A 24,163-nucleotide genomic window follows, 5' to 3' on the forward strand; every position below is an offset into this window, starting at 1 on the left:
CCTGCGCAGGAACTGATGATTAATAATGGGTTCTGGAACTCTTTTCATGAAGCATCCGCTGTGCTTCCCGTGCCGCACCGAGCAGCCCGGCTTTAGGGTTGGTTACTACATGCACCGGGATCTCTTCCATTAATGGGGCGAAACGGCCCTTGTTGCGAAAAGCCTTTACGAAGCCGCCTTCTCTTAGCTTATTGATGATTTTGGGGGCAATTCCCCCTGCCACATACACACCACCGCGGCTCAGCCCTGTTAACGCCAAATTCCCCGCATAAGCACCGTAAATTTCGACGAATAGGTCCATGGCTTTTAAAGCTGTGGAATGATTGTGGTTGAAGGCAAGGTCAGCCACCTGAGCGGCACCGTCCTCTTCCATGTTCAGCTGTATGCGTTCGGCAACGTTGTTTCGATCGCCCCCCTGATTGCTCCGCGCATCAGCCTCGCGATCCTCTCCCCGATCTTCTTGATTGGCTTGGAGGAAGTTGAAGATATTTGTCAATCCCGGCCCGGACAATACACGCTCGACCGATACGTGGCCCAGCTGCCCGCGCAAATATTTCAGCAACCTGTCCTGCAATTCATCAGCCGCTGCAAAATCCATATGCCCAGCCTCGCTGGCGGATGTCACGTAGCGGTCACCTTGCCATATCAGCCATGCCACACCCATGCCGGTGCCGGCGCCAAGGGCAACACGCATCTCCCCTGGATGAAGTTCCCCAGGCTGGAGCGTTACAAGATCCCGCGCCGATAACGTTTCGATACTCAATGCTACAGCCGCAAAATCATTGATGAGTTTGACTGCGGGAATGGAAAATTCCTTTGCAATAGCTGCGCTATCCATTACCCATCGCAAATTGGTGAGGCTAACCTTTCCTTGTTCAATAGGACCAGCCACTGCAAAACAGGCGGCAACGGGCTCTGGAGTTTTGCCAACCATAGGCACTGGGGCAGCCCGCTCCATAAAATCCGTGAGCACATCGGAAAAGCTCGCGTACTCGCGGCTGGCATAGCGATGTTCGCAATACACCTGCACGCCGCCCGCTTTCAACTCCGCCGCCTGCAATAAGGTCTTGGTTCCGCCAATATCGCCGCTTATGAAGTAATCCGTCATCATCCGCTCCATCGCTGCGCCGGATCCTGCCGATAAAACAGCGCCAACTGCTCATAGACCGCAGGAAAATGCTGTTTTATCGGCAGAGGTGTTTCGAAAAAAGCTTCGCTCACTACTGCGAAAAACTCCGCCGGATTCTCGGCTGCATAAGAGTCGATAATGACTGCCTCATCCGCATCGACGCTTGCACAAAAACGCGCATAGGCCCTGTTGAACGCGTCGCTCCACGCCTGCCGGCTCATATCCGCATGCAGTGGAGGAAACCCGTTGGCATCGCCATTCAGCATATCGAGTTTATGGGCAAACTCGTGTATGACCACGTTATATCCTACTCCTGCTTCAACAGCGACGGTATTTTCCCAGGAAAGAATCACCGGCCCGCCAAGCCACGATTCACCGGACGCCGCCTCATTCGCGTGATGCACTATACCGGCCTCGTCAACGTATTCATAATCACGAATGAATTCGCCGGGGTAAAGGATAATTTCGACCCAACCGTCATAATAATCCAGGTCAAGGTTCAGAATCAGAATGCAAGCCTGCGCTGCGATCATCACACGCATTTCATCGGTCACGACCAGTCCGTGCGCGCTGCTTATTTGTTTGGCATGTAGAAACAGGGTGACATGTTCCCGCAGACGGCCAATCTCATCCAGGGTCAGGCCGCGAAGAAAGCGCAGTCGCGCTATAGCTTTTAGCCAGAGATCATCCGGAATGGATTCGTTTTTGAGAATGCGGCGGCGGTACCAGCTAGTGAGATTCCAAGCCATGTGGAACCTCTGGGTCTATCCCCTTCGATTCGGTTTCCAGCGCGGAGCTTTCGCCTTGCGGCGCATCCAGCTCCACCGCATCGATCCGGGCGAAACGCTGACTGATCTTGCGGCTGGAAATATGTACGTCCTCCACATCCTGATTCGCCAGCCGGATATGATCGGCAAGTTTTTTCATACGCTCGTCGAAGCGGATAAAATCCTTGCCAAGCCTGGAGAGTTCGTTCTTGATGATATGCACCTGCTCACGCGTTTCCAGGTCCTTCAATACCGCGCGTGCGGTGTTCAATACAGCCATCAGCGTCGTGGGTGAGACGATCCACACCTGCTTCTGCATGGCGTAATCCACCACGTCGGAATGATATGCGTGGATTTCCGCAAAAATCGCTTCGGCGGGAACGAACATTACCGCGCCATCGCATGTTTCCGGCGGCACGATATATTTACCAGCTATGTCATCCACATGCTTTTTTACATCCGCCTTGAATTGCTTTTGCGCCATTGAACGGCTGGCATCATTTGCATCGTGGTCAAACATACGATGAAAATTTTCCAGCGGAAATTTGGAATCCACCGCCACCATGCCAGTCGGCGGCGGGAGATGCAAAACACAATCGACGCGGTGACCGTTCGAAAGCGTGTACTGCATCGCATACGCAGCGGGGGGCAAAATGTTGCGCACCAATGCTTCAAGCTGAACTTCGCCGAACGCCCCGCGAGAACGCTTATCGCCTAAAAGCTCCTGCAAGCTCACCATGTTGGTCGTCAGGCTGTCTATTTTTTTCTGTGCCTCGTCGATCGTTGCCAGCCGCGCCATAACACTGGTAAAAGTCTCGTTGGTTTTTTTAAACCCCTCATCGAGGCGCTCGGTAACGTGGCCGCTAATCTGGTCCAGGCGTGCTTCAACCGTTCCACGTAATTGCTCGGAAGTCTTGCCGAGCGCCTCGGATAACCGGTCTCCCTGTTTTGACAGACCTTCGTGCAGGTCCTTGAGCATTTCCCGGTGCTTTTCCTCCATCAGCCTAGCTTGTTGCCCCAGCAAATCGCGCATCATCGCGGAAAGCAGGCCGAGCCTGATCACCAGAAAGGCCATGGTGACGAGCAGGACAGCAGAAGAGGCGGTGATCAGGAGGGTTTCGGACATGGATAGCTATTCAAAATAGTATGGCGGAGAATGGATCGGGTTATGCCAAATTATCGCCGGGGAAGTGTCCCGGCAACGTACCGCTCACTTTCCAACTGATGTTTCTGCCATTTGGTCTGGCGCTGCTTCACCCGATCCTGGTAACTCAGCGTCTGAGCCTTTTCCTTTTGTCGCTCAACACGCTCTTTTCTGGCTTTTCTGCCGGCGCGGCGTGTCTCTTCCAGTTTTCTCATATCCCTTTGTCTCGACTCGTCCGGGCGTACGTCCTGGGCCTGCTCCCACGGCCGTGCTTCCCATGGCTTCGGCGGGACATTCTGCTGCGCTCGCGATCGCGATTGGCTGTTCTCCCTGCTCTCGTAGCCTCTCAGTCTCGACGCCTTATTTTCCTGTCCTCGCTGGGTTGCCTGATTGTTTGCCGGTCCTGGCCCTATTTGTCCGGTTAAAGCATCTTGATATGCCATCGCGGGCTGGAAACCCAGAGCGGCCAAGCTTCCTGCTGTTATCCAGAAAATCTTCATCATCACCTCCGCATCATGCAAATGATATGCATTTTGTCTGTCATTCCCTGCTTCAACCCAAGCTCACCAAGGCCATACCAAAGCCGAAGCCGAGTGTGAACGTATGGATCTTGCATTAGTCATCGCCATTCCCCGCCGCTGCTGCCCGAGGATAAAAAATCCTTAAGCCACCCGTCCGTGCCCATGGCGTCATTATATGCAGCTTCCGTCCCTGAGAAGAGATGATATCTTCAACCCTTGCGCCGCGCAGAGTCAGCGCATCGGCGATAAGTGAACGGTGGCAGCGCCATGGAACCGCTTCGGCGCACATCAGGGCGCAACGCTCGACATCAGCCAATTCCATGACCCGCTGCACGTTCGTATGGAAATCCGGCGTCTGCATATAGTCCGCGTATCCGCGAAAGGAGGCGTTACGCCAGGCTCTGTTGATTGAGTCGCGTTGGGCAGGTCGCAGTCCGCCCAACCCCGGCAGATGCGTATACGTAATGCCGGCCGCACGCAATGATTCGGGCAAAGTTACCTTATCGTATTGGGGATTTTTCCGGGAGCGCGGCACTGTGCGCACGTCGAGAACATGGGTGACCTCGTTCTTCCTTAACATGCTAATGAATACGTCCAGAGGATGCGTTGAATGGCCGATGGTGCATATTAGAAGTTCACGTTCCAAAGGCTTCTTCCCCATGCCGTCAGGAGACCTGATCGCTATGGCGCTGAGCTTGCCTGAGGGGCCGCAATACATCCCAAACGCGAAGCGTTGAGATCCACGTCGGCCCGTGACCAGGCCTTTCTAAAACGGGCTTCGACCAGCGCCGCCTGAGCGTCCTTCTTTTGTTCGCGCAAAGCCTGTGACAAACCGAAGAGCGCCCATCCATTGTTGCGATTCCGCCGCAGATCTTCCCAGTATACCGCCTCCGCTTCGGCCGGACGCCCCGCTTCCAGAAGGATGGCGCCCAGTACCAGCCTTGGCGGAGATTGCCATTCCGCCGGCTCGGTATAGACCAGATCATCTTCGAGGCGAACCGCCCGGTCAATATGCGCGATGGCTGAGTCGAACTGTCCACGCGCGTTGGCGATTTCTCCTGCGAGCACTTCCGGACCGATACTCAGCACGGCGCGGGCCGTATTTTGCGACATGAGCGTCCAATCAAGCGAACCACTCTTCACAATCTCACTTAATGCTTTCAACTCCTGCTCGGCTTTATCCAGTTGCCTCGTGGCGACAAATGCAAGGCCTCGCGCATAATGCCAGCCCCCTTTCAGAAACGCGTTAGTCGCCGGGGGCGCAGGCTCTTGAAAAATCTCGTTCCACTTTCCAAACCTGGCGTACGCCCAGTATGGCACGACGCGGAACACCGCAGCCGCCCGCACCGCGGCCAGAGCCGCATCATCGATCGTCGCGGCCACCTTCCGCGCCGAATCCATGGCAAGCCGGCTCTGGCCGTCGGCAGTGGCGGCGGACCAAAGAAAATGAATATTATGAGGAGTGTATATGATCGGGTACATCCCCTGGGCATGCTGATGTGCAAGATAATTCTCGTCAGCCGCAATGGCGAGCTGATTGCTCTTGATCGCATCGGCGTACCGGCCAACGCGTTGATAGATGTGAGATGGCATATGCAGCAGATGACCCGCATCCGGCATTAACGTGAGCAGTGTATCCGCTGCCTTTTCCCCTCGCTCGGCGGTACTCGTGGGTTCGACCAGATGAATATACAGATGCACAGCACCGGGGTGCTTCGGGTTGCGCTGCATCACCGACTCGGTGAGTGCGACAATTTCGGTGGTCCCCTCAAGCGGGTAACCATCACGCATCCAATAACCCCAGGAGTTGAGATCCATCATTGATTCGACATACAGCATGGCGATATCGAGATCGTCTGGAAAACGCCGCTGCGCATCCCGCATCGCCTCCGCATAAGCCTTATCATTTGCCTTGCGATGCGCAGGGTCCCCGGTATAGCGCTTCTCAAGCGCGCCAATAAGCGCCCGCTCGCGTGGGGATGCGTTACCCTTGAGCGATGTGGCTTTTCGCACAAGCTCCAGCGCCGGCAGTTCGGCGCTTGGATCCATCGGCGCATTGATGTTGGGGCCAAGCACGAGCGCCTGGCCCCAATAGGCCATCGCAAGCGAAGGTTCCAGTCTGGCAGCCTCGCGGAACGCAAGCCCTGCCTCTGCGTGGTTGAAGGCATAGGAAAGATTCAACCCCTGGTTCATATACTTCTGCACCAATTTGTTGCGCGTACTTACCGGAAATGTGTGAGCGCCAAGGTTCAAGAGCCTCGGCGGGGCTTCGTCACGGGGCCCTTGGTGGTTGGTTCGATTCGATCGTGCGTGAAGCTGAGAGCCTGCATCGGATATCGTGACTGTCGGAGCAACCTCGCCAGTCCGGGCGAACGCAACGTTAATGCTGCCAGCCATTACCGGCAATATGAATACCACTAAAGGAAGAGTACGGAATTGCAATGCATTGCTCCTCAACTGGCCTTGACCTGTATTAGATTGATCAAAAAATTGTTGCGAGCAGCGTCGGCATTCGGTAAACAGGCCGGAAACCTGTTGCGCCGGCACCCCCAGGGCTAGTTGGCCTTCAACAATACCTCTCGAGGCGAACGGCGCAGCTCCGACAGACGCGCCAGATTAAAATGGATAAACGCCAGCGCCGTCAACACCGGCGCGAACAGATTCACGAACGGGATAAATTGTACCAGACCGGTTAACAGCCCCAATCCCCAGAGTGATGTCCGATAAACGAAAAAAATCACGTTCATTTCCTCAAGGCTCGCATGTTCGGCCAATGCATCGTATCGGAACAGCCGCTGGTTTAAATAGGCCGCGGCAATAAATGGAAGAACCGCCCCCGCGCCCGCTAACCACAAGGGAAGTGTAATCAGCCATATGGTGATGAAAATCGGCATCCCGAGCAGAACATTGATAAGACTGCCAACAGAGCCGCCGCCGTTTTCACGCTTGAGTTGGGGATAGTCACGGTCGCCCACCAGATGGATCAAGGCGGGCATGGCGAACAGGGCGGTCATTACCAAGGCGGTTACAAAAACCAGCGGAACAAACAAAATCAGTTGCACGATGGCCTGAATTCCATGCGCGACCCATCCTGATTCCAGGTTTTCCAGCCAAGTTTGAATTCCAGTCGCCACAAGGGCGCTTGCGATCCACTCCGAGAACATATCCCAAAAGGTAACACCCAGCACCAACCATAATAGGGTAGCCGCCAATATGGGCCATATCATGATCCACAAAACCCGGCTCTGAAACAAATCGCGAAAGGCGCGCGAAAGCGCGACAATGACTAAACTCATGCGCATTCCCTTCGAAAGTTTAGTGACGACACTGATTAACCTGGTGCAGCAGGATACGGATCACTGTATTCCGCTTTTGCACTGTGGGTCGGCTTCATAGGCAAATGAGTTGTACCAGATGGTCTGTTCCCATATCTCCTTGCATACCTCGCCGCAGACTTTTCGCTCGAATCCACACATACCGCCAAGCAGGAAGCGTGCGGTATACGCGCCCGCGGCTTGCCCGCCCTTGAGTTCGAGGGCAATTTGACCATTCTGTTCAAACACATCAAGCGAGCGCGTGTTGGCAAGGTCCCGATAAAATTTCTCGGGAATGAGAAATTCTCTTCCGTCTATGGAAACCCGGAAAACGTCGGCAATAAAGCGCGGGATACCACCATCCGTCCCCCAGACACCCGAAATTGCCTCGCGGCATCCGTTACGCTTGCACGGACGCTCCCTAAACACGATCCCAACCCTTTTTCCGGACGGCAGCGTGTAAGTTGTTTCCTGCCTGAACGGTGCAGCCTCCACTTGCTCTGCGATGCCGAGGAGAATGGACGCAAGACCGGCAAGCATTAAAAATTTCATGTTTCCTGCTTCAACTGATCTCCAGATAGATTTTTTCCTTTCCAGACGCAATCTGCAGTTTTTTAAATAAACGCTCAAAAGCGACCCTGCTATCCCCCACAAAATCAGGCTTTTTGGTATCACCCACCAACAGGCACCCCTCGGTATCTTCATCCGTATTTCCAGGATGTATGCGCACGCCTTCAAAGTCAGGCACATTGAGAACAAGCGGAAGCGGACGGCCGAACCGCTGCGAGAAATTGATGATCACTTCATAGCGTCCCGCGGGGATGGCTGTTTTTCCCGCTATTTTGACCGGTCTGACTTTATCTTCCAAAGTGTAGCACTCAAACTGACCATTTACCGATAACTCACCAATGGTACTTTCATCAGTCAGGTCCGTCCTTTTAACCTGTAGCTCCATTTTGACTCTCCTTTATGAATGGTAGCGATCGCTCGAAATTGATTTAGCTCGGGGTTGGTTTAGCTCGGGTTAGCGGTGCCAGCGCTGCTTGCAACAGATCGCCCCTGCCTGATTTAATCTAAAAATATTACGTTATCATGCCCCGCCTCAGCTTTGCCGACCTCATACGCAATCCGCTTTCATGGCGAGCTGTTCCCCGGGCATTTTTGCAGCATCGTTTCTTTGGCAGGGCTTTTTCCGCTACTGCTGAGTGCTTCAAAGTTGTCACTGGTCAGTTGGCGGAACCGCGCACGCTCCGCTTCAGTCGCCGGATCGGCCGCCGCCCGGCCCGCTTCCTCTTTTTTGCCGGATTCCGTCAACACCTCACGAACGGTGCTGCCTCTGTATCTGGATAGCTCATCCAAGGCGTTGTCGTACTCGCCGAAGAATTTGTTCATTTTCACCTGATGCGCGTTAATTTCTTTTGAAAACGCTTCCTCCATGGCGGAGTTACCTGTTTCTCGTGCGACGCGAAGACCCAACTCCTTCCTTTTCAGCGCCTCCGCTTCCCTGCATAACAATGCATAGTTGTCTACGGATAATGTCGCCAGGCTGCGTACCGTTTTTTCGTTTTGTACCAGATACCACGTACCCGTAGCCAGCAAAATAGCCAGACTCAGCGCAGCGATTTCCCATCTCCTCCCGCGCTCGCACCGCTCGATGGCTTTCAGGAACGCGACGCAGCCCTGAAAACGGGCACCCGGCTCTTTCTGGGTCGCTTTTACAACGATTTCCGCGAGGCACTTTTTTATTTTCGGATTAATGCTGCGGGGATTTGGAACAGGAACACCAAGATGCTGTTCCCGGAGCTCATTCTGGGAACCTTGGAAGGGCAATCGCCCCGTAAGCATCTCAAACAGGAGAATTCCGGCGGAATACACATCGGATCGATGATCAACCTTGTCGGAATCGATATATTGCTCCGGACTCATGTACTCCGGGGTTCCGATTACACGCCCCAGGCTGGCGGCCTGTTCGTCGCCGGCCTGCCGCGCAATGCCAAAATCGGTCAGAAGAGCCATGCCGGAATGATCGATCATTACATTCGAGGCTTTTATATCTCGGTGGAGAATCGCCTTTTCGTGCGCACTGTTGAGGGCGGCAAGGATCTCCTTGAAGATGTGCAACGCTTGTTTCGGAGGCATGGGACGATGGCCGGAATCGATGACTTCGGCTAGCGAGCGGCCTTCAACGAAGTTCAGGACAAGGTAATAACCTTCGCCTTCCTTGAAATAGTCTGTCATCTGGACGACGTTGGGATGGTCAAGTTGAGCCTGATGTGTGGCTTCCTCGAAAAATTGGTTCATGAATTTGGGGTTACTAGTCAGTTCCCGCTTCAGAACCTTAAGCGCGTATTTTTTCTCGCGAACACGGACGTTCTCGGCGAGATAAACACGGCCCATTGCGCCCTCTCCGATCTTGGAGATGATGAGATAACTGTCATGGACGACTTTACCGATCAGATCGTCGTTGATATTCACTTTATTCGGCCTCTGAATTGCGTCATCACGGTTCTCTTCACTCAATCAACCTGGGCTGTCGACAATATCTGGATACAGCCTAATTGATCAGTGATGCAGTCTTGTCGAAAAAATAATCCGTATTGGCTGAACCCTGTTTAACCGGATAAGTCGGCGCCAAACCCCGGCCATCAAACTGCACCCCTCGCGGGGTAACCAGGTAACCTGTCGTAAGTATTAACGCCCCCCCATTTTTCAGCTCGATCACGTCCTGACGTGTGCCTTTCCCCGCGGTAATTCTTCCGACCGAGGCGGCGCGCCCGTTTTCAACCAAGGCCGCAATGAAAATCTCTGCCGCACTCGCTGTTAATTCGTCCTGCCACAAGAATACTCTTTGGGTTGGCGATATCGGTTCGATAGTGGAAGAATATGATTGCATTCCCGACCGGCTTTTCACTGAAATGATCGGTTCGCCTTGCTTCAGGAAAAGCATCGCTGCGTCCACGGCTGCATGAAAATCTCCTCCCCCGCAGTTCCGCAAATCGACGATGACGGGATGGGCCTTGCTCCAGTCCGAAAGCATGTACTCCAGATCTTTCCTTGTGGCCGGAGTGAAGCTCGTCAATTTGATGATCCGTATTGATCGATGCGTATACTCCGACACCGCTGGAAAGGAATTTAACGAGCGGGTAATGGTCAGTTGCCTGCGGATACCGGAGTGATCCTCGAGCTCAAGGATAATGTGAGTGCCTGGTTGGCCCATTGCCAACGCAACCACAGCGGGTATGGATTTGCCCGTGATAGAGATACCATCCAGCGCCAGCAACCGTTCACCTGGTTGCACCCCAGCCCGGGCGGCTGGACCTTCGGGAAGGGGGTAACAGATCACATCACCATTGCGCTGTTTCTCGATATCGAGCCCGATGCCGGCATGGATCTGACTGCCAGCCGCCTTGAACCGCATATATTCACCAGAAGTCAGAAAATCGGAATACGGATCTTCTTGCGCCAGATAGGCTTTCAAGGTCGAAGCCGTCAGATCTTCCATACTTTCGGTAGGCCTTAAAAAGACTGCGCTTTGCCGGATATGAGCAAGGGCTTCCGTATATTGGCTTATTGCTGAATTACTACTCGTGGAATCCGCTTCTCTTTGAGGTGTGCCTTCACGTGGCGTTAGCAAAGGTAGCGTTCTAACCAGATAGCCGGCAAAAAATGCCGCTAACAACATCAGTATGATCGTTCCTCTACCGACTCTGGCGGATGTCATACAAAAACGGATCAGGTATGCAGGAGCAGGCTAAGCGATTTCCTGATTTCTTCCTTCAAGAATTGCAGCCTTTTTTGTTTCTCCTCCAGACTTGCGCCGCTGCGCTCGATCGCTATCACCTCTTTTTGATGTTTCAGCAACTTTGCAGCCCTGTCGCGCTTCTCGTCCTGCTGCGCTTTCGTCTGGGCCGGGGTAGCATCGTTTGCCCGCTGAAGCTGCGTCAGACGCGACTTCAGATCATCGAGCGACATCTGCCGGGTTGCCAGGTCACTTTTTAACTGTTCGATTTCTTGCTGCAACTGCGCCTGCCGCTCCTCTTCGATTTTTAGCTCATCTTCTTTACCCGCCAACCGCACCTCGTCCGTTTTTACTTCGTTTCTAAGCTGCATCACCGTGCATCCGCACAACCCGGAAATCATCAATGCCGCCATCGTGATTGACTTGATTCCTGTCATACCAATGTCCTTATGAATGTTTTTATTTTACGAATGTTCTTATATCGGTTGCCGCTATATGCGGCCCGCTTGAGCAGCAAACGCCGTGGTTGCCCTCTGCGCCTCTGCAAGCAAGCGTTCCTGCTTGGCGATTTCTGCGTCCAGCTCGGCAATACGTGCCTTGTCATCCCCCGCTTTAAGGGATTGCTGGGCTTGAAAGCGCTTCATATCGTCCAGTGCAACTTTCTGAAGCTCAACCTGGTCCTTGGCGGCTTGTTCTTCTTTCTGAAGCGCTTCTCTTTCTTTCACAACTTGCTGGCGTGTGATCGCGCCCTGCCTTATCTCCGCAGAAACCTCGTCCGTCCGCCTGGATACCTCTGCAAGCCGTGTATTCAATTGCTTATTCAATTTTTCGGAATCTTCATTAAGCCCTCTCACATACTTTAAACGCGCATCGAGGTCGTTTTCCTTTCCAGCCAACTCCTGGCGCCGCTTTTCGTAGTGAGACGCAAAACCGTAACAAGCCCCGCCACCCAGAACGCCAGCCCCGGCGGCAACACCCGCGCATAACGCATCGCTTCCCCCCAGCAATTTACAGGCGAGGAAGCCACCCCCCGCGCCTACAGCGCCGCACTCGAGCCCGGCGGTACCCGCCCTGCTCGTCGTTCCACCCGTCGTGGCACAACCCACAACAACCGTTGAAAGCAACAGTGGCGCGATCAGTTTTTTCATTTTCTTACTCCCATTGATCAGATGTTCATAAAACCCGAACCTTCATTTAGCCGGTGCTGTTCCCCAGATATACATGACAAGGCCCGTAGCAATGGCCAGCAGAGCCGCACCCACAGCGAAGCGCAACGGCACGTTGGACATCAGACCAGCCCATCTTTGCTGTATTCCCTGGGGCTGGTCTTCAGCAGTCAATAACCGCAGGAATTCGGCGCATCCTTGTGGCCGCTGATCGGGATCCTTATTTAAAGCCGACATAATCACATCACTCACGCCAACAGGAATCGAGGGCCGGCGTTGATGCGGAGGCACGGGTTTGAGGTTTACATGAGCTGACCGAAGCGCGAGATCGGCCGTTGTACCGCCCAGCTCGGAATGGAGGAAAGGTGGACGCCCTGTCAGCATCTCATACAACACGCAACCGGCACTGTACACGTCAGTCCTGTGATCGATATGCGCAGGCGTGCGAATCTGCTCGGGGCTCATGTATGCCGCTGTTCCCACAGGCATGCCCATCCGCGTCAGTCGCGCCTCGCCAACCGCCAGAGCAATCCCAAAATCGAGCAAATTTGCGCGTTTAGCCGAGTCCAGCAAGATGTTGGACGGTTTCACATCACGGTGAAAAATACCGTGACGATGGGCGTAATCAAGCGCACGAAGAATGTCAGAAAATATTCGCAATGAAACATCCAGAGGCAACGCATGGTCTGGACTGCGTTTTAATAGCGCTGCCAGAGGTTCACCCTCGATGAAGTTCATCACCATGCACTGCTGATCAGTTACGGAAAAAGTCTCAAGCAGCCTGACAATATTGGGATGATTTAGACGGGCATGGCGGCTTACCTCGTTCTGAAAGCGTGCCCTGACTCCTGGCTCGGCAAGAAGACCTTCCGCAATAACCTTGATGGCAACGGTTTGTCCGCTGGTAACATTTTTGGCGCGCCAGACCGTCCCCATGCCTCCTCTGCCGATTACCTGTTCAAGCACATACTTTCCGCATACTTGTCCCTCGGAGAACTGCGATGCACTAAGCCTTGATCCGGAATGATTCATCCACCCAGTTTGGAAACAAAATGACGCGTAATTTAAATCTCGGTTTCACCGTGGCGACGTGATCCATCGTCCTCTTCGACATATTCCACTTTCTCGCCCGGCGCTTTGCCGCCGCCCGAGGTAATCTTCCTGAACTCAAATATGGTACTGCCTGCCCTGACCATTGCACCATCAGCCAAATCCGCGCCCTCCCTTCCAACATACTCTTCATTCAGAAATGTTCCGTTCGTGCTGAGCATATCGTGCAGTTCGTCCCTTCCTGCACGGCAGAGAATCATGGCGTGTTCACCGGACATTAACCGATCCGAGGTAATACTGACGTCACAAGATGATCCCGAACCAATCACGTTTCGTCCCTCATAAAGGACAAACAACTCACCCTGAAACCGGTGAGAAAAAGTCACCACCACTCCCGTGATTCTTCGCTCGCGCGCAACGGCCTTTCTTTCGGATGGCTCCTCGGGCAAGGTATCTATTCTTGTAGTGCCGCGCGGTTCCTCCGGTAAGCCCATATCTATTTTTGTTCCGTGCTCCATGGCTGTGCTCCTTTGCGTGGTTTCGCTTGCTTCAACCCGGTCAGATACTGTATTGGTCCGGCTAATGCTCTTTTCATTCTTGCGCTTTTCCGCGTCGCAATAGGGACAGGACGTCCAGTTCGCGTCCATGGGATGCCCTTTTTCGCAATAGCGAGTGTGCCCACCGGACTTATCGCCCGGCATGAGATGTTTCCATAATTGTGAAAATACGCCTGGTTTAGGTTTTTCGCTCATTACAAGCCCTATGTTCGAAATGGTGCGCTCAACAGTCGTGGACGGTCGCTTCTTTAGACAGCCCGCCTCTTTCCCAGCTTCGCTCGTTACCACCCAACCCCTGAAGTTCCGCTCGCGGATGAGACCCAAATACACATGCATCCAGAGCAGGTTGCCCCGCCGGAGTTCACCACGGTCGATGAGCAATCGATCAAATTACGGAACTCAGTCAGGTTACCCCATGATCGGTGTCAGCCTGCCTTGGGCTGAATAAACGTATCCGATCAACTGAACCGTAATGTTATCTTCTCCGCCTTTTTCCAATGCGCGATCGACCAGTTCATCCACCAGAGCCTGCACAGGGGTTCCCCTATTCAGAATGGCTGCAATTTCACTATCGGAGACATAACCATGAAGCCCATCCGAGCACAGCAGGAATAAATCGCCGGCATTCAGCTTGAATGGCGAGGAAATGTCGACCTCAACGTCCGGCGCGACTCCAATTGCACGTTCGAGCAAATTTGCCGCGGGATGGGAAGCCGCTTCAGCATCCGTCAGGATGCCCGCATCCACCATGCGCTGAACGCGACTATGATCTTTGGTCAGCCTGCGCAGTTCATTACGCGCGAAGAGGTAAGCACGGCTATCACCTATATGAGCTACCACAGCCTGGGATTGCCCTATTAGAAGCACGACAGCAGTGCTCCCCATTTCCCGCGTATCATCATCGCCCGAGTGTCCCCTTCCGTACACGACCCTGTTAGCTTCCTGGAAAGCCGCCTTAACAACCTCCGCAGCGCTGGAAATCGAGCGGATGCCCGACAGCGTTCGGCCCAATATTTCAGTTGCAAGCTCCGCTGCGACAGCTCCTCCCCGATGGCCGCCCATACCATCTGACACGATGTACACATCCCCGAAATGTGCCTCCACGCGGCTCATCCTATCCTGGTTTTCATCGCGGACGTAACCCGTTTCAGAGCGTGCTCCCACAGACAACCGTGTTGAGATCGATCGTTCCACTCACTCCGCCCGGTTTACGTGCATATTAAACAATACCGACTACGGAACTATTGTTTCGTCGACCGGGCCCTTATCGACCGGGCCCTTATACTCTCGCCGCGGAATCCGGTCGTCGGGTGCGCGAACCCGGAACGTCGTCTTCCCTACCCGAATCTGATCACCCGGAGCAAGTGCCATGGCAGTCTGATGCAACTCGGCATCATTAAGAAATGTTTTATTCCGCGATCCGCTGTCGCTAAGGTAAAGATTCCCGGAGTCATATCTGATAGCCGCGTGCCTGCGCGATACATACTCATCGTCAACTCGCAACTCGTTGTCATCCCCGGCGCCAATATGAGTGACCTTTTGCTCGATGGGAAATTGCTTACCCCTCGCCTTCCCGGTTAGCCCCTCCAGATATGCTGCAGGCTGTCCTTTGCCAGGCGGAGGAAACATGAAACTGACCATGGTTCTCGCGCGCTTTACAGGTGGAGGTTCGCCCTCGCCGGATGGTGCTGATTTTGGTCCAGCTTCCTGCGCAACTTCGACTTGTTCGGGCGTTTTTTTTCTACTCAGTAGATAGACGCCGGCGATTGCGAGCAGCGCCACAACAATCCAGAGCAAGATCGAGAGGTCGAACTTCTTCTCCGGCAGTGGTTCCGACGGCCCAGAGCGTGGCGCAGAAAGCGCCTGCTGAATGTTGAGAAGAACGGGCGGTTGCCCAGGGGGGGTAAATTTGAGTTGTGCAGTATTGACCCGGTTAGCGCTGCCTGATGCGTTGTAGTGAAAATTCACGTCGAAAACTCGCGGCGGCGGCAAACTCAGCAATTTGCGTAGTTCGCGAGAAAGCTGTTCCGAGCTGGTCGCGCGAATAAAATAGCCATCGGTGCTTCTCGCCAGGCGGGCAAGCAAATCCGAGTCGTGCTCCGAAATATTGCCGAACCCTATCGCATCAATTATCACGCTTTGCGCATTCGCTTCGTTTACAACCACCTGCTCGGTGATACTGCTGCCATCATCCTTTCCGTCGGTAATGAGGATCAGGCGTTTGGGCCCTTTTTTCGGATAATTGCGTAACTCCGAAAGACCGAGCTCAATCGCTTCGTATAGTTTGGTCTTGTTATCCCTGGCAGATCTAAGGCCTATTCCCCCGACGACCTTCGATAGCTCTTCTGTATTTTCCGAAAACCCGCGGAGTTTGGTGACGTCTGCATCAAAAGCCCATAACGCCAGATTTAAACGCTCTCCACCCGGCTTGGCCAACGCGCCCCTTAACGCGTCCTGAATCTGTTTGATTCCGGACCGCCCCATCGAGCCGCTCTGGTCGACGCAAAGGATCACGGAACTCTCGAGCAACGCGGGAGACGCCGATTTGACTTCCCTGGCCTGAAATTCATTTTTCTCATCAAATCGTAGGCTGAACTCCGAGGCGCTCGGCGTTCCCCCTGTATGCACCCCAACTGTGACGGTTACATCACCCGGAGAGTCCTCCTTAACCGACATAAGCTGTAACGTGGCTGCATGGGAAAAGCCGCACAGGGCCACGAGGCTTGCCGCCGCGATTAACCGCGTAGCTCGAGAACTCGCGCGTTGCGCCATGGATGCATTCCGGCAAACAGACTTGACCGGTGAATACAATCGGAATGGAGGCCTCATCTTTACCTCTCCTGCCGCAACCAGGCGGTCGCACAGCACTAAAAATTAATTTGGAATGAAATGGGGAACGGCACCTCGGATGGCCTGCTCATCAAAATGAGTTATTTGCAACTACTCAACAAGAGTAAGAAGCAAACTTCATGCCGAGTCATTTTGCATGATGATCTTGCGGTGCCGAAGATCTTTTTAGATGCGCTGGCAGCCCCTGATGGCACCTTCAGCCCTCTACTCCCTGCTCGCTGTCCCCTAAGTAACGACCAGCTAACCACCAGCCGTTCTCATGGAAGCAGTGCCTCACACAAGACAAATCCCATCGATTAGCCGTACATCTGGTTAACCGCCGGTCGAGATGGCTAACGATTGGCTAACGATTACTGATCAAAATGTCCTTGAAGCTCAACCATCTTCCCGCCAAGCAAATTTCTTGGAAAAAGAACTGAACGATAGAGGCTTGGAATATTGAGGAACAGAAAGCTTCAACAAAAATAGAAGTAACCCGAATCAAAAGGGTGGTGTGTCCATTAGCGGGGTGGAAGACTTATCAGTCATCTTCTTGAAATTAAACGACAATTTTTCGCTGGGCTCATAATGTTGAACTTGACCCAGATGGGTTAAATTCGACCCAACCATATAAGCCCATGATCCTCAACTATTTTTCGCCGTTTGCACGAGTCTTCCTGATTACTTGGTAGAGCGATTGCGCGGTGGTCAATATCAAGTACAAGCTGAAAAGTAACGAAATCGGGTGTTTTTTATTCCTGAGGGGGCAGGCATGGATGTTGCGTGTCCGAAGTACATAGCCGAATTGCCAGTGGCAGAGCGAACAACGCTGAGTGTGGCAACGGTTTCAGGCAACGGTTCCAGGCAATGATTCTCGACACTGTGCGGGTAAAAAATAAGGACCAGAACGGATGAGCTCATGATTAACGATCTGGATGAAACGCTATCGAAATTGCTAAAAACCCATCTTCCGAGAGGGCTGGCTGAGCAGGTGCAGGTAAGTTTCAGCGCGCCAGATGACCAGTTTCCTCCGCCCTCAGTTACCTTGCCCGCCATTGATTTATTTCTGTACGACATACGCGAAAATCTCGAGCTCCGCAGCAACGAAATTTATTTCGACAGGAAACCGGACGGAACAACCGTTAAAACCCAGGCGCCGGTACGTATGGACGTCTCATATCTGATCACTGCCTGGCCGAGCCAGAGTGTTACCGATCCTTCGGAAGATGAGCATCGGCTGCTGGGAGAAGTCATTCGAGCGCTCATACGTTACCGCACGATTCCCCTGGACATGCTGCAAGGGGAGCTGACATCACAGGATCTGCCCCTGCCGGTTACTACGCTTCAGCCAGGGCGGCTGCAAAGCCTCGGGGAATTCTGGCAGGCCCTCGGGGGCAAGCCCAAGGCGGCGCTCAACTATACCGTCACGTTGGCGGTTGATGTATCCGGGGAGGAGCCGGTCGATCTCGTCACGGAAAAAGTGCTCAAGTTCAGAATGCAGATGGGGGCCGAGTCATGAAACAGTGGACCGACTGGGAAATCATACGCCACCACGTGAGTATTTGCGGTCGAATACTGGATACAAGCGGAAAGCCTGTTCCCGGCGTTCATCTGGGCATAGTCCCGCATGGGAAACAATCTGGATCTCAACCGGGAGCTCGGGCTCGAGGTAGAGCAACAACTGTTCAGCAGGAGCTGGAAACTGAAGGTATTAATGCGTGGAAGGAGACAGAGTCACACCCCGACGGCACTTTTTTCTTCCTTGATTGCCCCGCGGGTGAGTATACGTTGAAGGCGATGGATACCCGGTCAGGCGTACAAACCCAGCAAATAGTCCGGACCAACGAAAGTGCCATGAAAAAACGCGTGAAAGACAGAAAATCGGATGAAGGATATCAGATCGAGCTTGTTCTGAAGTAGTGGCTGACTTCCAGGTCGGGAGCTGGATAAGGCGAAAGTGGGATTAAAGGCGGCGTTTCCAGGAAGCGGATCGTTTCTTTGAAACTATTTATGATCAATTATGAAAGGGGATGCACATGACAAGGCTTACCTATCGGGCCCCGGGCGTTTATGTAGAAGAGATACCGTCTGCCCGGCAACCCATCGCTGGTGTCGGAACGAATACGGCGGCATTTATTGGGATTGTCCCGGACACCATTTACTATGCTGTCCCAAATCCCAGTTATGACCCGGTTGCCGCTCGCGCCGGGCTTGGCGGGCCGGCTGGTGCTCCGCCAGGGCCATCAACGGGTGGCGAGACCCCGGAAGCAGCCAGGGACCGGGTTAGAGCTGACAGAGATAGGCTTGCCGATGAATTAAAAACGCTAAAGGCTACGGAAGGGACACCCCGAAGCCAAATTAGGGACAAGCAAATCGAGCTGGATAACAAGCAGGCAGAGTTGGATAGAGCCGAGCAACTTGTTTCTCAGGCACATGCACCGGTAACAGCCGAAACTGAGGACGAGGCTGCTTATACGGATGGCGAGCCTGACACCGATTGGTTGGAACCGCCCTCGGGGCAACGAGCACCGGCGGAACATCCCTATTACCTCAAAGCGTTTAATGTCGGAGTTGCTGCTTGGGATACCAAGTTCTGCACGAACTTCACTGAATACACCAATCGTTTTGGCCCTTTTTCGGCATTTAGATCGGGACCGGAATCGCACAGACCGATGTATCCGGGCCACCATGCCTTGACTCATGCAGTGTATGGTTTTTTCAAGAATGGCGGAACCCGTTGTTTCGTTGCTCGCGTGAATTCGGCTGCCGAGCTTGGCAAGGTCTTAACAAATTTAGAATCCATTGATGAGGTGGCGCTTATTGCCGCGCCTGGGCTGCCGAAGAGCACCGGTGTCTGGAACGCTCTAATGGATTATGCAGAGGATGAGAATCACGAAAACGTTTTCGCAATTCTGGATAGTCCCAAGGTAGTAGGGGACCCGAATGACTTCGATATTCAGAAAATCACATACTCCGGCTCAGCTGAAGAACCCATACCGCATCCAAGCAAAAATGCCGCCTTCTACTTTCCGCAAATCGAGGTGTTGGATCCATCCAAACAGATACAGGATATTGATCCGGCCCGAGGGGTCGAAGCAAAATACCGGGGAAGGACTTTTGTTGCGCCAAGCGGGCACATGGCGGGCATTTACGCTCGCACGGACGAGGAGCGTGGCGTGCATAAGGCCCCGGCGAATTGTGTTGTGCGCGGCGCCATGAACGTCAAGTATTACGTCAGCAAACCCAACCAGGAGGTGCTCAATCCCCAAGGCGTCAATGTAATCCGGATGATCAACGGCGCCGTCACCGTATGGGGCGCGCGTACGATCGGCGGCGACCGGAATGGCGAATGGAAATATATCAATGTCCGCCGTTTTTTCCTGTTCCTGCAGGAATCAATTGATGAAGGCACGCAATGGGTGGTGTTCGAGCCTAATGATTATGCCCTCTGGGGAAAAATCCGCCTCAACGTAACGGCTTTCCTCACCAATGTCTGGCGCAGCGGTGCGCTATTCGGGTTAACTCCGGAAGAGGCATTTTATGTCAAATGCGATGCTGAACTCAATCCACCCGAAGTACGGGATTTGGGACAGGTTATCACCGAGATTGGCGTGGCTATTGTCAGACCCGCCGAGTTCGTCATTTTCCGCATTTCGCAATCAACGGGTCAGGAAAAAACCTGATCATTTGAACAGGTGGAGGAATAGTCGGAGAGTCGATAATGGGAGGCAGTATATACGCTGATACCAGCCGGGTTGATCATCCTTCAGCTTCGCGTGCTCCGGGCGTTTACTACGAAACATTTTTTGAACGCGAGGCTCAGCCAGCATTTCGCACAGGCGTTCCTGTATTTGTGGGATTCGCGAAGAGATTGGGGCGCGCCACGCAACCCACATCGCGAATCTATCATCTGGACCGCTGGCCGCAGCTTTACCATTTTGAGACCATCCCTGAGAGTTATCTGGGCCACGCAGTAAGGGGGTTTTTTGAAAATGGCGGGGAACACTGTGTAGTAGTACCGGTTGAAAGCGCCCACCAAGGGCCTGATATGGCCAAGTCGCTTAAGGATATTTTCGAACGCGGCGGGGTGTTGGACGATCTTGAAGATGTTGACCTGGTATGCGTTCCGGATGCCATGTTGCCTGATATCCGAGCGAGCCGCCAGACAGTTTATGATATCCAGTCAATGACCCTGGAGCATTGTCACAGGATGGGGGATCGCTTCGCAATACTGGACGGTTTCCCCGCCAACACAACGCCCAGGCAAGATTCACGAGACCGAGGTAACCGGGGTATTGACTCTGCTGTGTCGCATTGGCAGAAACTACCGCCCGACCATGGCGCTCTCTATTACCCATGGATTTCCGTCAAAGAACTACCCCATAGATGGAAACCCCATCCCTCAATCCCGGAAATGCCGTGCGATGAATATTATGAGCGCCTCTCAAATCAGGGTACCTCCGGCGCGGGGTTCTTAAAGGTTGAGCCAGCCAGGCTTGTACCCCCTTGCGGTCACATGGCGGGTATTTATTCACGAAGCGATGCACGAGTTGGCGTCCATAAGGCTCCGGCAAACGAACTCGTGGAAGAGGTCCTCAAGCTGGAAATCGACTTCAGCGATGATGAGCTGGCTGAATTAAACAATCCAGGTGTCAACTGCCTGCGTGGTACGACAGGCGGCGGGATTCGTGTCTGGGGGGCGCGAACATTGAATGGTCACCCTCATTGGTCCCATATCAACGTAAAACGGTTGTTTCTCACATTGACGCGCTGGATCAGGAAGAACATGAACGATGTAGTCTACGAAACAAATGATCCTCATCTGTGGGAATGTGTCAGGGCGCGCTTGGCCGACTACTGCCGTAACCTGTTCGATAACGGTGCGCTAAAAGGAAACAGCCCGGAACAGGCGTTTTATGTCAAATGCGACGCCGAGACCAACACCCGTGATCGGTGGGAAGCGGGAGAAGTTGTCGCCGAAGTAGGGTTGGCGCCGACGGTGCCGCTGGAATTTATTGTAGTTCGCATCACACAGAACGCCAGCACGACTACCGTGTCTGGATTGAATCTTTTATAAAAATTGAGGAGGTGAAACATGCCAAGTACGGGAGAACGCCACGATCCTTTTCGCGGATTTAAATTCAGAGTTCAGATCGGCGGTATTCAAAGAGCGGGCTTTCGCGAAGTATCCGGCCTCGACTCCGCAACGGATCCGATTGATTATCGTGTGGGCGATGACAAGACAGTGACAATTTCCAAGCTGCCGGGCTTGAAGAAATTCTCCAACATCACCCTCAAGCGCGGGATAACTGATGACCTCGATCTTTGGAAATGGCGAAAACAGGTGATGGACGGAAAAATCAAGGACGCCCGGAAAAATGGCTCGATCATTTTGATGGATGACGAAGGGAATGACGCCGCGCAATGGGATTTTGTCGCCGCCTGGCCAACGAAATGGACCGGCCCGACGTTCAATGCAACCGCAAATGAAGTTGCAATCGATACGCTCGAACTTACCCACGAGGGATTGGATCGGACCAAATGAGTTTACAGACTGAATTCGACTTTGCGCTTCCCCATGGGTACATCGACTCGGAGGGAAATATACATAAGGCGGGTGTGATGCGGCTTGCGACGGCGAATGACGAGATTGCGCCAATGAAAGACTCACGCGTTCAATCGAATCCAGGATATCTCGCAATCATTCTTTTATCGCGGGTTGTTACCCGTCTGGGAGATCTACCGCAAGTCAACCCAAGAGTCATTGAGGAGCTGTTTGCGGCGGATTTCGCATTTCTTGAGGAAATGTATCGCCGCATTAATACAAGCGGACACAACCGGATCAAGGTCAACTGTCCCGAATGCGATGCCGGCTTTGAAGCGGAAATACAGCGGTCGGGGGAGCCCTAGGCTACCCCTCTGCGGAATTATTTGAGGAGGTAGCCTACGTTGCCTACCACTTTCACTGGCCCTACACCGAGTTGATGAATCTGGAGCACCTCGAACGGCGCCGCTGGATACAGGAGATCGCGAAAATCAATGAGCGCCTAAACGCCGCCATGGAAGACGAGGATAAATACACATGAGAACCCGCAAGGAATATGAACCGCGTTCCACATGATCCCTACTCTGCCTTCCGCTTTACCATTCTGATCGGTGAGCAGGACAGGGGCGGATTTAATGAGGTTTCAGGTCTGGTGTTTGAAACGGAGGTTCAAACCCTGCGGGCGGGCGGCATCAATGATTACGAATTACAGCTACCCGGGCCGTTGAAGTTTCCGTCACGACTGGTGCTCAAACGCGGGCTGGGTGATGTTGCTTATTTATGGGACTGGTATCGCCAAGTGTCGCAAGGTGAAATCATCAGAAAGAATATCGATATCAAGCTCAACAATAATCTAGGTCAGGACACGGACGAACGCACAGGGAAGAAAATGCCGTCATGGCGCTTCAAAGAAGCGTGTCCGGTGAAATGGACCGGACCGGAATTGCGCGCAAGCAACTCTGCCATCGCGTTTGAATCGCTTGAGCTGGTGCATCGGGGCTTGACCTCGTAAAAGATCTCTACCGGCGACATTCTCATGCTTTAAAAATAGTGATGCCCAACCAGCTAATATCCCTTACCGACACTCCTGCATGGAAAAATCCGACATCGTTGGGATTTTCGACATGGCAACGCCATACGACCGCCAGCTTTGTGGCAGGCAACCCGGGTATCCATGGGCAAAAAGGGTTGCGGACTGTTCATGATCGACACGCTTTTTTTGCCGCAGATTTGATTGCCCGCCGGTATAAGGCGACTGAATCCGCAGTCGATACCGAAAGATTCGTCTACGCGTCACCATGGAATAAAAAGCAGGGGTACAGTCATGGAATTGTGTCCTCCGGCCCTCTTTTGCTCCAGCGCAAGCAGTACCTTGGCTTTGCCGGTAGTTCAACCGGGAACGGGGTGACGAGTGGACCTTCTGAAAGCGGGCGCGACCATGCCCCAGCTTCAGCGTCAAGCGACTCGCTGGCCTCCTCCCTGGCCTCTTTGGCGACAGCAAGCAAGCATACGGATACCGGGGTAGGATCAAAATCAATTGTTGCGCCTGATTCTTTGGACACCCGGATAAATTCGATCGGCCCATTCAGTTCATCCCCTTCCTACGGTAGCGGCGAGACCGGGTTACTGCTCCGAGATATTACAAATCCAACGCTTTCGGTCACGCCGTCAATCAGCCATAGCTCAACAGAATCTACAGCGAGGTTAGCTCGAAAATTAAATGCTTCCGATTCCTCATTCTCATCGGAAGGCAAGCCCCCGAGCCGGGCTCATGCCCATATGCATCCGAAAGAAAGTCTACAACGGACGCACAAGCTGACCGGTGTAATACTACGCCACGCCGAGGCCAGACCCATACTCAGCCGCAGTGCGCCTCATCGGACCCATAACGATTTACCCCCAGGGCTCGTGCAGCGTCCGGTGAATCCTTATATCCAGCCCTCCGGCAGCAAGGTGCCTCTCCGGATGCCCTTAATATCCCTAGCTCAAACTATATTCCGGGCGCCAGCCGCCCCGCTTCTTCCAGCAGGCACAAAATGTACAAGCCCGATATCGCCCAGCTTTTCCCAAGACAGATCAGATAAGAATGAGAGCGTTAGCGGCATATCCGAGATTGGGCCTGCCGCATCGCCTACTTCTGCCGGCGGGCAAATACACGTAACTTCATTGGGAGGAGCATCAAGGGCGCGCATGCTCAACGATGCCTGGATGAATGCGAACCCCCTACTCCCGATTACTCATGTGCTGCGGCGCACCATCACGAAGTCGCTCGAATCTGGCGAAGGCGGAGCAGCAACCACCGGTTTAGACGTGACTGCGAATCGCCCCGATCCCATTGCCGTAACCCATTCTGCCCATTTTGCCCATTCTAACCATTCTGCCCATTCTGTTCGGATACCCGC

24 protein-coding genes and 1 pseudogene are annotated in these 24,163 nt (G+C 53.5%); 8 read left to right on the forward strand and 17 right to left on the reverse strand.

The window, feature by feature from the left end; all coding sequences use genetic code 11:
• Positions 1-19: 19 nt before the first annotated feature.
• The 17 genes from glk to BMX00_RS08400 all read right to left on the reverse strand — a co-directional run bounded on the left by glk (position 20) and on the right by BMX00_RS08400 (position 16,159).
• Positions 20-1,108, reverse strand: a complete 1,089-nt coding sequence (gene glk / locus BMX00_RS08320) for a glucokinase (RefSeq protein ID WP_090828659.1) — start codon at positions 1,106-1,108, stop codon at positions 20-22.
• Complete coding sequence (locus BMX00_RS08325) at positions 1,108-1,878, reverse strand: M90 family metallopeptidase (RefSeq protein ID WP_090828560.1); 771 nt, start codon at positions 1,876-1,878, stop codon at positions 1,108-1,110. Before BMX00_RS08325 ends, glk begins: the two co-directional genes overlap by 1 nt.
• A complete protein-coding gene (locus BMX00_RS08330; protein ID WP_090828561.1) occupies positions 1,859-3,022 on the reverse strand; it encodes a DNA recombination protein RmuC in 1,164 nt (387 codons plus the stop codon). Before BMX00_RS08330 ends, BMX00_RS08325 begins: the two co-directional genes overlap by 20 nt.
• Positions 3,023-3,072: 50 nt before the next feature.
• Positions 3,073-3,540: a hypothetical protein gene (locus BMX00_RS08335; RefSeq protein WP_090828562.1), complete on the reverse strand. Its 468-nt coding sequence runs from the start codon at positions 3,538-3,540 to the stop codon at positions 3,073-3,075.
• Positions 3,541-3,655: 115 nt separating this feature from the next.
• Positions 3,656-4,222: a DUF488 domain-containing protein gene (locus tag BMX00_RS08340; RefSeq protein WP_090828563.1), complete on the reverse strand. Its 567-nt coding sequence runs from the start codon at positions 4,220-4,222 to the stop codon at positions 3,656-3,658.
• 20 nt (positions 4,223-4,242) lie between these two features.
• Positions 4,243-6,003 (reverse strand): tetratricopeptide repeat protein, encoded by a 1,761-nt coding sequence (locus tag BMX00_RS08345; protein ID WP_090828564.1) that lies wholly within the window; start codon positions 6,001-6,003, stop codon positions 4,243-4,245.
• Positions 6,004-6,116: 113 nt separating this feature from the next.
• On the reverse strand, positions 6,117-6,857 hold the full coding sequence (locus BMX00_RS08350; RefSeq protein ID WP_090828565.1) for an EI24 domain-containing protein: 741 nt from the start codon (positions 6,855-6,857) through the stop codon (positions 6,117-6,119).
• A gap of 60 nt (positions 6,858-6,917) precedes the next feature.
• Positions 6,918-7,427 carry a hypothetical protein gene (locus tag BMX00_RS08355; RefSeq protein ID WP_090828566.1) on the reverse strand — a complete coding sequence of 170 codons (510 nt, stop codon included), beginning with the start codon at positions 7,425-7,427 and terminating at the stop codon, positions 6,918-6,920.
• Positions 7,428-7,437: 10 nt separating this feature from the next.
• Entirely contained in the window at positions 7,438-7,830 is a 393-nt protein-coding gene (locus tag BMX00_RS08360) for a DUF5675 family protein (protein WP_090828567.1), read from the reverse strand.
• A gap of 179 nt (positions 7,831-8,009) precedes the next feature.
• Entirely contained in the window at positions 8,010-9,350 is a 1,341-nt protein-coding gene (locus tag BMX00_RS08365) for a serine/threonine protein kinase (RefSeq protein ID WP_090828568.1), read from the reverse strand.
• Between the two features lie 79 nt (positions 9,351-9,429).
• The gene (locus BMX00_RS08370) at positions 9,430-10,596 is read right to left on the reverse strand and encodes a S41 family peptidase (protein WP_090828569.1); all 1,167 of its coding nucleotides are present in this window, start codon (positions 10,594-10,596) and stop codon (positions 9,430-9,432) included.
• 11 nt (positions 10,597-10,607) lie between these two features.
• Complete coding sequence (locus BMX00_RS08375; RefSeq protein WP_090828570.1) at positions 10,608-11,051, reverse strand: hypothetical protein; 444 nt, start codon at positions 11,049-11,051, stop codon at positions 10,608-10,610.
• A 54-nt stretch (positions 11,052-11,105) separates the two neighbouring features.
• A complete protein-coding gene (locus BMX00_RS08380; RefSeq protein ID WP_090828571.1) occupies positions 11,106-11,762 on the reverse strand; it encodes a hypothetical protein in 657 nt (218 codons plus the stop codon).
• A gap of 42 nt (positions 11,763-11,804) precedes the next feature.
• A complete protein-coding gene (locus BMX00_RS08385) occupies positions 11,805-12,746 on the reverse strand; it encodes a serine/threonine-protein kinase (RefSeq protein ID WP_177171806.1) in 942 nt (313 codons plus the stop codon).
• 98 nt (positions 12,747-12,844) lie between these two features.
• Entirely contained in the window at positions 12,845-13,582 is a 738-nt protein-coding gene (locus tag BMX00_RS08390; RefSeq protein ID WP_177171807.1) for an FHA domain-containing protein, read from the reverse strand.
• Between the two features lie 213 nt (positions 13,583-13,795).
• On the reverse strand, positions 13,796-14,551 hold the full coding sequence (locus BMX00_RS08395) for a Stp1/IreP family PP2C-type Ser/Thr phosphatase (protein ID WP_218141518.1): 756 nt from the start codon (positions 14,549-14,551) through the stop codon (positions 13,796-13,798).
• Between the two features lie 69 nt (positions 14,552-14,620).
• Positions 14,621-16,159, reverse strand: a complete 1,539-nt coding sequence (locus BMX00_RS08400; protein WP_177171808.1) for an FHA domain-containing protein — start codon at positions 16,157-16,159, stop codon at positions 14,621-14,623.
• A 976-nt stretch (positions 16,160-17,135) separates the two neighbouring features.
• Between BMX00_RS08400 and BMX00_RS08405 the strand changes: the two genes are divergently transcribed.
• The 8 genes and pseudogenes from BMX00_RS08405 to BMX00_RS08440 all read left to right on the forward strand — a co-directional run bounded on the left by BMX00_RS08405 (position 17,136) and on the right by BMX00_RS08440 (position 22,773).
• The gene (locus tag BMX00_RS08405) at positions 17,136-17,735 is read left to right on the forward strand and encodes a Pvc16 family protein (RefSeq protein ID WP_090828576.1); all 600 of its coding nucleotides are present in this window, start codon (positions 17,136-17,138) and stop codon (positions 17,733-17,735) included.
• The gene (locus tag BMX00_RS08410; protein ID WP_090828577.1) at positions 17,732-18,136 is read left to right on the forward strand and encodes a peptidase associated/transthyretin-like domain-containing protein; all 405 of its coding nucleotides are present in this window, start codon (positions 17,732-17,734) and stop codon (positions 18,134-18,136) included. Before BMX00_RS08405 ends, BMX00_RS08410 begins: the two co-directional genes overlap by 4 nt.
• 116 nt (positions 18,137-18,252) lie before the next feature.
• Positions 18,253-19,899, forward strand: a complete 1,647-nt coding sequence (locus tag BMX00_RS14730) for a phage tail sheath family protein (protein ID WP_218141519.1) — start codon at positions 18,253-18,255, stop codon at positions 19,897-19,899.
• Between the two features lie 38 nt (positions 19,900-19,937).
• Complete coding sequence (locus BMX00_RS08420; protein WP_177171809.1) at positions 19,938-21,293, forward strand: phage tail sheath family protein; 1,356 nt, start codon at positions 19,938-19,940, stop codon at positions 21,291-21,293.
• Positions 21,294-21,311: 18 nt separating this feature from the next.
• Entirely contained in the window at positions 21,312-21,761 is a 450-nt protein-coding gene (locus BMX00_RS08425) for a phage tail protein (RefSeq protein ID WP_090828578.1), read from the forward strand.
• Positions 21,758-22,126, forward strand: a complete 369-nt coding sequence (locus BMX00_RS08430; protein ID WP_090828579.1) for a hypothetical protein — start codon at positions 21,758-21,760, stop codon at positions 22,124-22,126. Before BMX00_RS08425 ends, BMX00_RS08430 begins: the two co-directional genes overlap by 4 nt.
• Before the next feature lie 23 nt (positions 22,127-22,149).
• Positions 22,150-22,302 (forward strand): annotated as a pseudogene (locus BMX00_RS15025) (DUF6760 family protein); the annotation flags it as partial.
• 15 nt (positions 22,303-22,317) lie between these two features.
• Entirely contained in the window at positions 22,318-22,773 is a 456-nt protein-coding gene (locus tag BMX00_RS08440) for a phage tail protein (protein WP_090828580.1), read from the forward strand.
• The last annotated feature ends 1,390 nt before the right edge of the window (positions 22,774-24,163 follow it).

It is taken from the genome of Nitrosovibrio tenuis (assembly GCF_900109785.1).
Classification (GTDB): domain Bacteria; phylum Pseudomonadota; class Gammaproteobacteria; order Burkholderiales; family Nitrosomonadaceae; genus Nitrosospira; species Nitrosospira tenuis_A.